The sequence below is a fragment of the Actinophytocola algeriensis genome, assembly GCF_014203735.1.
In the GTDB taxonomy this organism is placed as follows: Bacteria; Actinomycetota; Actinomycetes; order Mycobacteriales; family Pseudonocardiaceae; genus Actinophytocola; species Actinophytocola algeriensis.
The window spans coordinates 295,300-307,590 of the sequence record NZ_JACHJQ010000003.1 but is presented as its reverse complement, the minus strand read 5'-3'; the positions used below and the strand labels follow the sequence as shown (position 1 = coordinate 307,590).

Annotated in this window: 11 protein-coding genes; 5 read left to right on the top strand and 6 right to left on the bottom strand. The window is 69.6% G+C overall.

Annotated elements, in window-relative coordinates; genetic code table 11:
* Positions 1-5 precede the first annotated feature (5 nt).
* The gene (locus FHR82_RS13740) at positions 6-1,109 is read right to left on the bottom strand and encodes a globin domain-containing protein (RefSeq protein WP_184810775.1); all 1,104 of its coding nucleotides are present in this window, start codon (positions 1,107-1,109) and stop codon (positions 6-8) included.
* 526 nt (positions 1,110-1,635) lie between these two features.
* On the opposite strand from FHR82_RS13740, the gene FHR82_RS13735 reads away from it, so the two are divergent.
* Together FHR82_RS13735 and clpB are read left to right on the top strand one after the other, a co-directional pair.
* The gene (locus tag FHR82_RS13735; protein WP_311771059.1) at positions 1,636-2,169 is read left to right on the top strand and encodes a pyridoxamine 5'-phosphate oxidase family protein; all 534 of its coding nucleotides are present in this window, start codon (positions 1,636-1,638) and stop codon (positions 2,167-2,169) included.
* 290 nt (positions 2,170-2,459) lie between these two features.
* Positions 2,460-5,051: an ATP-dependent chaperone ClpB gene (clpB, locus tag FHR82_RS13730; RefSeq protein ID WP_184810774.1), complete on the top strand. Its 2,592-nt coding sequence runs from the start codon at positions 2,460-2,462 to the stop codon at positions 5,049-5,051.
* Between the two features lie 45 nt (positions 5,052-5,096).
* On the opposite strand, the gene FHR82_RS47400 is transcribed toward clpB, so the two are convergent.
* From FHR82_RS47400 to FHR82_RS13710, 4 genes are read right to left on the bottom strand one after another with little or no spacing between them, the layout of a single operon-like run.
* Entirely contained in the window at positions 5,097-7,064 is a 1,968-nt protein-coding gene (locus FHR82_RS47400) for an alpha/beta hydrolase (protein WP_184810773.1), read from the bottom strand.
* A gap of 9 nt (positions 7,065-7,073) precedes the next feature.
* Positions 7,074-8,060, bottom strand: a complete 987-nt coding sequence (locus FHR82_RS13720; protein ID WP_184810772.1) for an ABC-2 membrane transporter-related protein — start codon at positions 8,058-8,060, stop codon at positions 7,074-7,076.
* Positions 8,057-8,938 carry an ABC transporter ATP-binding protein gene (locus tag FHR82_RS13715; protein WP_184810771.1) on the bottom strand — a complete coding sequence of 294 codons (882 nt, stop codon included), beginning with the start codon at positions 8,936-8,938 and terminating at the stop codon, positions 8,057-8,059. Before FHR82_RS13715 ends, FHR82_RS13720 begins: the two co-directional genes overlap by 4 nt.
* A complete protein-coding gene (locus FHR82_RS13710; protein ID WP_311771058.1) occupies positions 8,935-9,327 on the bottom strand; it encodes a GntR family transcriptional regulator in 393 nt (130 codons plus the stop codon). Before FHR82_RS13710 ends, FHR82_RS13715 begins: the two co-directional genes overlap by 4 nt.
* Before the next feature lie 109 nt (positions 9,328-9,436).
* Between FHR82_RS13710 and FHR82_RS13705 the strand changes: the two genes are divergently transcribed.
* From FHR82_RS13705 to FHR82_RS13695, 3 genes are read left to right on the top strand one after another with little or no spacing between them, the layout of a single operon-like run.
* Positions 9,437-10,135 carry a TtfA family protein gene (locus tag FHR82_RS13705; RefSeq protein ID WP_184810769.1) on the top strand — a complete coding sequence of 233 codons (699 nt, stop codon included), beginning with the start codon at positions 9,437-9,439 and terminating at the stop codon, positions 10,133-10,135.
* Between the two features lie 10 nt (positions 10,136-10,145).
* Entirely contained in the window at positions 10,146-10,922 is a 777-nt protein-coding gene (locus tag FHR82_RS13700; protein WP_184810768.1) for an SDR family NAD(P)-dependent oxidoreductase, read from the top strand.
* Between the two features lie 52 nt (positions 10,923-10,974).
* Positions 10,975-11,646, top strand: coding sequence for a hypothetical protein (locus FHR82_RS13695; RefSeq protein ID WP_184810767.1), 672 nt, complete (start codon positions 10,975-10,977; stop codon positions 11,644-11,646).
* A gap of 1 nt (position 11,647) precedes the next feature.
* Here FHR82_RS13695 and FHR82_RS13690 read toward each other — a convergent pair whose 3' ends face one another.
* Complete coding sequence (locus FHR82_RS13690) at positions 11,648-12,250, bottom strand: DUF3558 domain-containing protein (protein ID WP_225944932.1); 603 nt, start codon at positions 12,248-12,250, stop codon at positions 11,648-11,650.
* Between the last annotated feature and the right edge of the window lie 41 nt (positions 12,251-12,291).

Below are 12,291 nucleotides of genomic sequence, written 5' to 3'. Positions count from 1 at the left end.
TCGAGTCAGTCCATCGTGAACGGGTCGTAGGTGATGCGGTCCAGTGCCGTGCCCGCCACCAGCATCCTCGACACCGTGGACCGGACCATCGCCGGTGAGCCCGACACGAGCACGTCGTGGTCCTGCCAGGCGCCGTAGCGGGTCACCACGTCGGCCAGCGTGCCCTTCTCCACCGCCGCCATCGTCGAGTCCGACTCCAGCACGGGGACGACCTTCATCCACGGGTTGGACGCCGCCGTGGCCTGGAGGTTTTCCAGGTCGTACAGGTCCGCGCGGACGCGGCCGCCGTAGAAGACCTGCACCCTCGGGTTCTCGCCCCAGGACGAGAGGTGGTCGATGATGGCGCGCATCGGGGCGATGCCCGTGCCGCCGGCGATCATGAGCACGTCGCGGCCCGACTCGCGGTTCACCGCCAGGCGGCCCATCGGGGGGCCGATCCGCCAGACGTCGCCGAGCTCGCCGTGGGTGACGATCGCCCGGGAGACCCAGCCGGTCTCGACCGCGCGGATGTGGAACTCCAGCAGGCCGTCCTCACGCGGGGCGGTGGCGGGGGTGAAGTAGCGCCACATCCTCGGGCGCTGCGGCACCTCGACGCTCAGGTACTGGCCCGCCTGGTACGGGACCGCGTAGTCCGGCTGCACCCGCACCACCGCGAGGTCTCTCGTCAGGCGGTGCCGTTCGACGACCGTCCCGTTCCACCAGGCCGGGCCGTCTTCGGCGTTCGCCGACTCCAGCATCGCCCTGGCCATGATCGTGTACGCCTCGGCCCAGGCCCGTTCGACGTCCTCGGTCCACGCGGCCTTCGCGTACTGCTTGACCGCGGACAGCAACGACATGCCGACGGCCTCGTAGTGGTTCGCGACCACGCCGAACTTGCGGTGGTCGCGGCCGAGCTGGCGCAGGAACGGCAGCAGGTCGTCGGGCCGGTCGACCATCTGGACGACGTGGACCAGGGCACGCAGCAGCCGCGATCGCTGCACCTGCATGTTGACCGGGAACATCTCGCGGGTGGCGGGCGCGATGCTGAACAGCGTCGCGTAGAAGTGCTGCGCCACCTGCTCTGCTTGCGGCTCGACAGCCGCGAAGCTCTCGCGGACCAGGCGCGCCATGGCGACGAGTGGTTCCTCGCCATGCGACTGGCTGTCCTGGCTCGGTAAGGGGCTCACAACGGCGTTGGCTGTCATGGTCGGGACACAGTCCACCTCTCGGCGTCCGGGGCTCGACGCCACGTCACCTCGGGCGTCGTCCGTCCCCGACATCGAGACACTAGACGGAAACTCACTCGTTGTCCGCCCTACTGACACTTTCGTGTGAGGCGCCACTACGTACGGTCGTCGCGTTGGGACGTTCGAGCGACATGCCCGGGGGATATGTTCGCATTTACCTCGCCGTTATGAAAACGTGTCCGCCGTGCGTCCTGATCTGGTGACTCCGACGGGTGTCGCGGACGCGGCTCTGCTCGACTTGGAGATCGCGGAACCCGCTGTCACGCCACCGCCACCACCACCCGTAGACCCTCCGACGGTGAAATTTCACCCGATCGGCCCAACTTCTTCGCCCGGTTGTGCGGGTGAGCGTCTACTCCAAACCGCCTATGGCACTACCGACCGAGCGGAGCGCTTCTACCGCGACCAGGTGCTCGACCACCTCAACCCCGAGATGGTCGAGTTCGTCGGCCGCATGGAGATGGCGTTCGTCGGCACCGCCGACGGTGCCGGCGAATGCGACGCCAGCTTCCGTGCCGGGCCGCCCGGCTTCCTGCACGTCCTCGACGCGCGCCGCGTCGCCTACCCGGAGTTCCGGGGCAACGGCGTGCTCGCGAGCCTCGGCAACATCAGCGAGAACCCGCACGTCGCCCTCCTGATGATCGACTTCGTCCGGGACCTGATCGGGCTGCACGTCAACGGCCGTGCCGCGATCGTCGACGACGTCGTGCTGCGCCGAGACCACCCCGCGCTCCCCGTCGCGGACGAACGCGGGCGGACCCCGGAACGCTGGGTCGTGGTGCACGTCGTGGAGGCCTACCTGCACTGCCGCAAGCACATCCCGCGGTTGCAGCCCGTCCCCCGCGACCGGGAGTGGGGCACCGACGACATGCGGCGCAAGGGTGGCGACTACTTCAACGTCCGCGCGCGCCAGAACGCTCCGGTGGTGCCCGGTCATCGCTGACTTTCTCGGCGGGTCCGCCCGGGTTTCCGTGCGTTCACTCGGGTGGCGGTAGCGGCGCGAGCGGGAAACCCTCGAGTCGACCGTCGGAATGCATCTTGCACACTTACCTGTGGATAGACACCTGGGGATTGTGGACAAGTGCGCACCTGCTGTGGACAACCCTGTTAGGACATGTGGGTGAGGTGCGACCAGACCATCGTGACCTTGCGCCAAGTCTGGGTTGAGCGGAACACGCTCAACTTTGCTGACGTTGTGCATAGTGAGTCAGAACGGTGCACGTGAGGGGACCCATGGACGCTTTCAACCCGACTACCAAGACCCAGCAGGCCATCTCGGCGGCCGCGCAGGCCGCGACGGTCGCGGGCAACCCGGACGTGAAGCCCGCGCACCTGCTGGGTGCGCTGCTCGCCCAGGGCGACGGCCTCACCGCGCCTCTGCTGTCGGCGGTCGGGGCTGACCCGAACGTGGTGCGCAAAGAGCTGGACCAGCTCGCGAACTCGTTACCGTCCGCGAGCGGATCGACCGTGTCCGCGCCGCAGCTGGACAGCGAGGCGCTGCGCTCGGTGACCCACGCGCAGAAGCTCGCGACCGAGATGGGCGACGAGTACGTCTCCACCGAGCACCTGCTGGTCGGCCTCGCCGCGCAGGGCGGGGCGGTCGCGAACCTGCTGAGCCGCCACGGCGCGACGCCCGAGGCGCTGCGTGAGGCGTTCGCCAAGGTCCGCGGCTCCGCGCGGGTCACGAGTCCCGACCCCGAGTCGACCTACAAGGCACTGGAGAAGTACGGCCTCGACCTCACCGAGCGCGCCCGCAAGGGCGAGCTGGACCCCGTCATCGGCCGGGACTCCGAGATCCGCCGGGTCGTGCAGGTGCTGTCGCGGCGGACCAAGAACAACCCCGTGCTGATCGGTGAGCCCGGCGTCGGCAAGACCGCGATCGTCGAGGGCCTCGCCCAGCGGATCGTGGCCGGTGACGTGCCGCAGTCGCTGCTCGGCAAGCGGGTGGTGGCCCTTGACCTCGGGTCGATGGTCGCCGGCGCGAAGTTCCGCGGTGAGTTCGAGGAGCGGCTGAAGGCCGTGCTCAAGGAGATCACCGAGTCGGCGGGCCAGGTCATCACGTTCATCGACGAGCTGCACACGATCGTCGGCGCGGGCGCGACCGGCGAGGGCGCGATGGACGCGGGCAACATGATCAAGCCGATGCTCGCCCGCGGTGAGCTGCGGATGGTCGGCGCCACCACGCTCGACGAGTACCGCCAGCACATCGAGAAGGACGCCGCGCTGGAGCGCCGCTTCCAGCAGGTGCTGGTCGGCGAGCCGTCCGTCGAGGACACCGTCGGCATCCTGCGCGGCCTCAAGGAGCGCTACGAGGTGCACCACGGTGTGCGCATCACCGACGGCGCGCTGGTCGCGGCGGCCACGCTGTCCGACCGGTACATCACCGCGCGCTTCCTGCCGGACAAGGCGATCGACCTCGTCGACGAGGCCGCGTCCCGGCTGCGCATGGAGATCGACTCCCGGCCGGTCGAGATCGACGAGGTCGAGCGGGCCGTGCGGCGCCTCGAGATCGAGGAGATGGCGCTCGAGAAGGAGGACGACCCGGCGTCGAAGCAGCGGCTGGCCGCGCTGCGTGCCGAGCTGGCCGAGAAGCGGGAGGCGCTGACCGCGCTGACCGCCCGCTGGCAGAACGAGAAGGGCGCCATCGAGAAGGTCCGCGACCTCAAGGAGCAGCTGGAGCAGCTGCGCGGCGAGTCGGAGCGGGCCGAACGCGACGGCGACCTCGGCCGGGCCGCCGAGCTGCGGTACGGCCGGATCCCCCAGCTCGAGAAGGAGTTGGAGGCGGCCACGGCGACCGCGGAGCGCGCCGAGGAGCAGGTCATGCTGAAGGAGGAGGTCGGCCCGGACGACGTCGCGGACGTCGTGTCGGCGTGGACCGGCATCCCGGCGGGCAGGCTGCTCGAGGGCGAGACCGCGAAGCTGCTGCGCATGGAGGAGGCCATCAGCAACCGGGTCGTCGGCCAGGCGGAGGCCGTGCGCGTGGTGTCCGACGCGGTGCGGCGCGCCCGTGCCGGGGTGGCCGACCCGGACCGGCCGACGGGGTCGTTCCTGTTCCTCGGCCCCACCGGTGTCGGCAAGACCGAGCTGGCGAAGGCGCTCGCGGAGTTCCTGTTCGACGACGAGCGCGCGATGATCCGCATCGACATGTCCGAGTACTCGGAGAAGCACTCGGTCGCGCGGCTGGTCGGCGCCCCGCCCGGGTACGTCGGCTACGACCAGGGCGGCCAGCTCACCGAGTCGGTGCGGCGGCGGCCGTACAGCGTGGTGCTGCTGGACGAGGTCGAGAAGGCGCACCCGGACGTGTTCGACGTCCTGTTGCAGGTCCTCGACGACGGTCGCCTGACCGACGGACAGGGCCGCACGGTCGACTTCCGCAACACGATCCTCGTGCTCACCTCGAACCTCGGTTCGCAGGCCATCGCGGACGTGACCCTGGACGAGCAGCAGCGCAAGGACGCCGTGCTTTCCGTGGTGCAGCGGCACTTCAAGCCGGAGTTCCTGAACCGGCTCGACGACGTGGTGGTGTTCCACTCGCTCGCGACCGAGGAACTGACGTCCATCGTGGAGATCCAGGTCGCGGCGCTCGGCCGTCGCCTCGCGGCGCGCCGCCTGACGCTCGACGTCAGCCCGGCGGCGCGGGAATGGCTGGCGCTCAACGGGTTCGACCCGGTGTACGGGGCGCGGCCGCTGCGGCGGCTGGTGGCCTCGGCGATCGGTGACCAGCTGGCGAAGTCGTTGCTGGCGGGCGAGATCCGGGACGGCGACACGGTCCGCGTGGACGTCACGCCGGACAACGCGGCCCTGATCGTCGGCCGCGCGCTGTAAGAAGACGCGAAGCGGCGCCTCCCCCCAGGAGAGGCGCCGCTTTCGTCATGCGCAGAACGTGATCTCGGGGTACTCCGGCGACGGTGCCGCCAGCAGTGGCCGCTCCTCGCCCTTCAGGTTCTGGTCGAGGAACGCACCGAGGTAGGCCCTGGTGATCGCCTGCACGCGGGTCGCGTCCACGGTCGGGTACTTGATCAGGTACAGGAACGGCCGGTCCAGGTTCTCGGACAGCGGGAGGTAGGCCCGGCCGTCGATGTCGAACCCGGCCTTGATGCGGTCGTCGGCGACCAGGGCCGTGGTGGCGCTGCCGCCACCCGCGGAGTGGCCGCCCATCGCGATCCGCGCCGGGTCGATCCGCCGGTACTTTCCGAGCAGCTCGTCGAGGACGAACGACACGTCCTTCGCGCGGCCCTGCGCGAGCTTCTCCCAGAACCCCGGCAGGTGGTCGATCGCGCAGGACGCGCACTCGAGGAACCGGCCGTCGGGGAAGCTCGTGCCGTAGTTCTCGTACGTGTGACCGACAACCGCGACGACGTAGCCGTTGCTCGCGAGGTCCTCGGCCAGCGCGGTGAGCGTCGCGCGGGGCTTGGTGTAGCCCGGCGAGAGCACCACCAGTGGCAGGTGGTGGCCTGCCATGCGGGCGTTCCGCACGGAGTTGGTGCGCACGGTGGTCAGCAGATCCGGTGGCAGATCGGTGAGACCGCCGTCCGCCAGCAGGGCCGCCGACTCGGCCGCCGTCACGTACTGGGTCTTCGTGCCGTGCGTGGTGGCCGTGGGGTAGAACAGCGAGACCATCAGCTCGCGGTAGGGCACCTCCGGCACCCAGGTGTCGGGCCTGGACGTGTCCTTCAGGTGCAGCGAGGTCGAACCGACCGGCCTGCGACCCGTCGGGTGCGGCAGCGAGAGGTTCTTCGGCAACGTGACCTCGGGGTACCGAGGGGACGGCTCGTCCAGCAGCGGCTGCGACCTCCCGCGCAGGTGCAGGTCCAGGAACGCCCGCACGTACGTGCGGGTGATGGCCTGCGTGCGGTCGGCCGTGATCGTGGCGCCGGTGTCGAGGTTCATCTGGTCCAGCAGGATCCCGACGTCGGTGAACGACACGTGCTTCGCGCCGTCCACCAAGAGCCAGCGCTTCCAGCCGGTCATGCCCGCCCAGCTGCGGTCCCACGTGTCGGCCGGGTTGCCGCTGCCCGGCGTGTACTGCTCGGCGCGGCCGAGGAACAGGAACGGCTTCGCCAGTCCGCTCTCGGGGATGATGTCGTAGGTGCTGCCGTCGATGTCGAACCCGGCGTTGATCCTCGGGTCGGTGAGCAGCGCGGGGATGCTGCTCGCGCCGCCGGCGGAGTGGCCGCCCATGACGATGCGCGCCGGGTCGATCTGCCGCCACCTTCCGAGCAGCTCGTCGAGCACGAACGACACGTCGGTGGCCCGGCCCTGGTTCAACCTGATCCAGTCCGACTCGTCCTTCTCCATCTCACAGGTCACGCACGTGGTGACGCGCCCGTCGGGGAAGGTCTGCGCGACGTTCTCGTAGGTGTGGTCGACGACCGCGACGACGTAGCCGTGGCTCGCCAGGTCCTCGGCCAGCGACGTGAGCGTGGCGCGGGGCTTGCTGTGGCCCGGTGACAGCACGACCAACGGCAGGCTGTGCGGCCGGCCCCCTGGCCGGGCGTCGCGGACGGCGTCGGTCCGCACCGTGCTGAGCAGGTCGGACGGAAGGTCGGTCAGTTCGCCGTCTGCCAGCAGCAGCCGCGATTCGGTCGGGGTCATGTACTGCGCCTTCTGCCCGTGCGCCGAGGTGGCCGGGTAGAACAGCGAGACCATCAGCTCCCGGTAGGGCACCGACGGCACCCACGGGTCGGGCCTCGACGTGTCCTTCAGGTACAGCGAGGTGGTGCCGACCGGGTGTTTCCCGGTCGGCGCGGGCAGGCGGAGCCCCGGGTCCGCGGCGGCGGGTGCGGCGGGCAGGGCGAGCGCGAGTGCCAGTGCGGTGAGTACGGCGACGGTACGCATGAATCCCCCTCAGACATGCCGGATACGGCGGAAGCAGAACCACGTCAACAGCCCGGAGAGCACGAGGAAGAACCCCAGTTCGATCCACTGCAGTGCCCAGAAACGGCTGGCAGGCTGGTAGGTGACGCGCTGCGTGTAACCCATGTCGCTCAGCTGTGCGAGGCACTGGGTGATGGTCTGGTGGTTGGGCGGGCCCGCGTCCCGGTCCGGCCTCGGAACACAGTCCTGCACGGCGTCCGGAAGTGGGGACACCACGGTGCCTGCCGCGTCGACCGTCTCGTTGTCCAGCATCCACGCGCCCGCGGGCTGGGACACGGTGATCCGCTCGATGACCCCCGACTCGTTCCCGATGATCTGGTGGATGCTCGACTCCGTGATCGGCACGGTGTCCACGGCCGCGGGCAGCACGTACGGCCGCACCAGGAACGGGACCGCGATGATCACGGCGGCGAAGACCGCGAGCGTGACGGCCATCGCGGCCACGGTCCTGCGCAACAGGATCCCCACCGCGACCCCGAGCACGAACGCGAAGGCGGCGTAACCGATCGGGACGATCCCGCGTGCGGCGAACACGACCGGTGCCATGCGGGTCAGCTCGGAGCTGCCGGGGTCCGCGACCGCCATGGCGTCGATGGGGCCGGCCCACCAGCTGACCGCCGTGCTCAGCAGCGCCGCCGCGGCCATCGCGGCCAGCGCGCCGATGCCCATCTTGGTGGTGAGCCAGCGTTTGCGGGTGATGCTCTGGTTCCAGACGACGTTGTGCGTGCCGGTCTCCAGCTCGCGCGTCACCAGCGGCACGCCCCAGAAGACGCCGATGACCGCGGGGAGCAGGTACAGCACGAGGATCGTGGCGCCGTACAGGACTTCCTGGTCGGAGTAGTCGGTGCGGCCCGGCAGGTCCGTGCCGGTGATCGCGAGCACCACGAGGATCGCCACGATCGCGGCGTACACCGTCGCCGCCGGGACGCGGAACTGGCGCCAGGTCAGCCAGGTCATCGCAGGACCTCCAGTGCGGGGCGGGCGGTGACCGGGTTGCTCATGTACTCGAGGACCAGGTCCTCCAGGGTGAGCTGCCCGACCGTCCACGAGGGGTCGAGGATCGGCCCGTCGGTGCGGACGACGACCGTGGTCTGGCGGTCGGTGTGGCTCGCGGAGATCACCTGCTGGTCCGACGGCAGAGTGTCGAGGTCGCGGCGCGGGCCGCTCAGCCGGTGGTGCGTGGCGCGCAGGTCCTCGACGTCGCCGATGATCCGCACCTGCGAGTCGACGAGCACGATCATGTGGTCGCACACCCGTTCCAGGTCGGCGACCAGGTGCGACGACAGGACGACCGACACGCCGTGCTCGGCGACCGACTCCATGAGGTCGGACAGGAACTCGCGGCGGGCGAGCGGGTCGAGCGCCGCGACCGGCTCGTCGAGCAGCAGCAGCTCGGGGCGCTTCGCGATGCCGAGCGTGAGCGCGAGCTGTGCCCGCTGACCGCCGGAGAGCTTCCCGGCCTGCTGCTTCGGGTCGAGCCCGATCCGTTCCACGCGCCGCTGCGCCAGCTTCTCGTCCCATCCCGGGTTGAGGTGGGCGCCGAGCCGCAGGTGCTCCTCGACGGTCAGAGCCGTGTAGACCGGCGTGCTCTGCGCGACGTAGCCGACCTTCGCGAGCTGGTCCGGGCCGCTGCCCGGCACGCCGCCGCAGACCTCGATGGTGCCGGTGGTCGGTTCGAGCATGCCCGCGGCGAGGTTCAGCAACGTCGACTTGCCAGCGCCGTTCGGGCCGACGAGACCGGTCACGTGACCCGCCTCGATGTCGATCGAGCAGCCGGCCAGCGCCCAGCGGCGCTTGTACTTCTTGCCCAGTCCCTCGGCCCGCAAGACGGTCACGCTATGTCCTCTCTCGCGGCGTTGCGAAACGTGGACATGAACAGCGCCTCGATGCTCTCGTCGTCGAGACCGGCCTTGCGTGCCTTGCCGAGCCAGCGCCGCAGGTCCTGGCGCAGCGGGCCGTGGGCGGCGAGCGTGTTGTCGGCGAGCGTCGCCGTCACGAACGTGCCGACCCCGGGCCGCGCCGCGACGAGCCCGTCGTGCTCCAGCTCCCGGTAGGCCTTGAGCACCGTGTTCGGGTTGATCGCGAGCGTCGCGACCACGTCCTTGACCTTCGGCAGCTGGTCGCCTTCGCGGAGCAGGCCCAGCCGGAGCGCGTGCCGCACCTGCTGGACCACCTGTTGGTAGGGCGACAGGCCGGACCTGCCGTCCAGGTGAAACTCGATCACGACTTCCTCCATTTATCTAGCTAACTAGCACTATAGAGAAACAGGCGGCCGCCGCGCCAGAGCGACCTGTGATCTTTGCTCCGGCGCCAGGACGGCTACTCTTTGCCGGGTGGGCATACCGGCATGGGTGTGGTTCGTCGTGGCGGTGGTCGCCGGGCTGGCCGGCGCCGCGCTGTTGCTGCGTGACCGCGCCCGCCTGACCTCGCGAAACCGGGAACGCCGCCGCTGGGCGGCGCTGCGTGGCTGGCAGTTCGCGGAAACCGACCACCTGCTGCCGACGCAGTGGACCGGTGGCGCCATCGCGTTCCACGGCGGCGGCGTCGCACACGACGTGGTCGCCGGGTCCACGTTCACCGCCGACGGCAGGCGCAAGGTGTACGTGTTCGACCTGGACGTCGGCGGCAGGGTCGTGGCGGTGATCGCGGCCGTGCAGTGCAGGCGCGTGCTGCCCGCGGTGGTCGAGCTGTGGCTGCCGAGCGCACCGTTCCAGCGCGACACGATGCCCGAGCTGCTCGGGCCGGTCGGCCAGCGCTACGCGTTCGTCTCGGACATCACCGCCGCCCGCGGCCTGATCACCCCGGACCTCGTGGACGCGACGGAGGAGATCGGCGCGGACATCCCGGTGGCGTGGATCGAGGAGGGCTGGGTGCTGGCGAGCGTCGCCCCGCACGCGTCCCCGTCCAGGCTGGAGCGGCTGCTGCGCGGCGTCGGCGAGATCGCGGACGTCATCGACCCCTTCGACGCCGAGGTCGACCCGGTCGGTGAGCACGAGCATCCGACCGGTCGGCACGGAGAACGCCCCGACTAACGTTGGACACATGCCAACAGCGCTCGTAACGGGGGCCACCGCCGGGATCGGTGCCGCCTTCGCCAGGAAGCTCGCTGCGGAGGGCTACGACCTGGTCATCGTCGCCCGCACCAAGGAACGGCTGAAGGAAGTCGCAAGCTCGCTCTCCGACCAGTACGGCGTCGCGGTCACCCCGATGGCCGCGGACCTGTCGGTCGGCAGGGCCCGCAAGCGCGTCGAGGAGCGGCTGCTGACCGGTGAGCCGATCGACCTGCTGGTCAACAACGCGGGCTTCGGCACCAGGGGCGCGTTCGCCACGACGGACGTCGACCACCTGCAGGCCCAGCTGGACGTGAACGTTGCCAGTGTGCTGCGGCTGACCCGCGCCGCACTGCCGGGCATGCTGTCGCGGGGCAGCGGCGCGGTGGTGAACGTGTCGAGCGTGGCGGGCTTCTTCCCGGCGACGGGCCCCACTTACGCGGCGACGAAGGCGTGGGTGACCACGTTCTCGGAGGGCATGGCGGCGAACCTCGCGGGCACCGGCGTGCGCGTGCTGGCCCTGTGCCCGGGTTTCACGAAGACGGAGTTCCACGCCCGGGCGGGCGACGACATGAAGGCGCTGCCCGACTCACTGTGGCTCAACGCGGACCGCGTGGTGGCCGACTGCCTGCGCGACCTGCGCAAGGGACGCCCGCGTTCGGTGCCCGGCCCGGTGTACAAGGCGCTGCTGGCGGTGCCCCGCCTGCTTCCGCGCGCCCTGCTGCGCCGCCTCGAAACCCGTGTCACCGCAGGCAGGGACCGCACCTGACTTTCCCGGAACCGGCTCGCGGGCCTGGGGAGGTCCCGTACGTTGTCGTGCTGTGAACACAACGCTGCTGATCATCGCCGCTGTGGTGGTCGTCGGCCTGGTGCTGTACTTCCAGTACCAGGCGCACAAGAAGAAGGTAGCGGCCTTCACGGCACTGGCGTCCGAACGAGGCTGGCGCTACACAGAACGTGACAGGGGCCTGGCGAACCGCTTCCTGGGCACCCCGTTCGGCGACGGCCACGGCCGCGACGCCCGGCACGTGCTGACGGGGACCTTCAGGGATCGCCCGATGCTGGCCTTCGAGTACTCGTACAAGGAGACTCACGGGAGCGGCGACGACCGCAGGACCGAGACGTACCACTACACGGTCGTCTCACTGGGACTCCCCGCGCCGAAGCCGACGCTGCAGGTGAACCGGGAAGGCCTGGGCCGCAAGCTGTTGGGCCTGGTTGGGGTGCGCGACCTGCAGCTGGAAAGCGAGGACTTCAACAAGACGTTCCACATCACCACGGAAAACGACAGGTTCGCCTACGACGTCCTGCACCCGCGCATGATGGAGTGGATGCTGGCTGATCAGCGCGCGCTGTCGACGCCGTTCCGCTTCGAACGCGGCGACCTGGTCACGTGGGACCAGTGCAAGATCGAGGTGTCCAATGTGGACGCCCTGCTGAACTACCTGTGCGACGTCGTGGACCGGGTCCCGTCCTTCGTGTGGAAGCCGTGACCTAACCGGCCTTGATGGTCTTCACGGTCTCACCGGCCACGTCCGCCGCCACCACACACGGATCTGTGGTACCGACCCTGTCGCTGGACTGCTGCACCACGACCTCGTACGAGAGCTCGTCACTGGCACCGACGACGACGGTGCAGATGCCGTCTGGCCGACGGTCGACTTGGCCCCGTATGACGGCTGGGTAGCCCGCGACCGTGAGTTCTTCGAAGAGCACCCACCGGCCGTCTTCGTTGACCGCGTACTCCGCGCTCAACCCGCGTGGGTTCTTGTCGAGGAAAACCACATCGGCCTGCGCCCGAGACTCCTCGTTCTTCCACTTGCACCCGTTGCCCAGTGTGTCGGTATAACCCTGCCCCGATGGGCTGATGCCGAAGATGCCCTCAGACTGGTCCGAGGTAAGCGTCAGACAGGGGTTTTCCTGGAACTTCGTAGTCTCAAGGGGATCGTTGACCTTGGGGGCGCCGTCGGTCGGCAACTCGTCAGAATCCGGTTCGTCTGAAGGAGTCGTCGACTCCGAGCTCGTGTCCGGGGTAACCGCAGGCGCGGGAGTCGCCTGACCACCTGTTGGCGATGTGCAGCCGGCCAGGAAGGCCAAGGCTGTCGTGCCGATCAGCAGGTGGAACGAACGTGGACGCA

Coding starts and splice junctions, on each gene's coding strand:
- FHR82_RS13700 (WP_184810768.1), top strand. CDS start 10,146: ATGCCAACAGCGCTCGTAACGGGGGCCACCGCCGGGATCGGTGCCGCC.
- FHR82_RS13720 (WP_184810772.1), bottom strand. CDS start 8,060: ATGACCTGGCTGACCTGGCGCCAGTTCCGCGTCCCGGCGGCGACGGTG.
- FHR82_RS47400 (WP_184810773.1), bottom strand. CDS start 7,064: ATGCGTACCGTCGCCGTACTCACCGCACTGGCACTCGCGCTCGCCCTG.
- FHR82_RS13740 (WP_184810775.1), bottom strand. CDS start 1,109: ATGGCGCGCCTGGTCCGCGAGAGCTTCGCGGCTGTCGAGCCGCAAGCA.
- clpB (WP_184810774.1), top strand. CDS start 2,460: ATGGACGCTTTCAACCCGACTACCAAGACCCAGCAGGCCATCTCGGCG.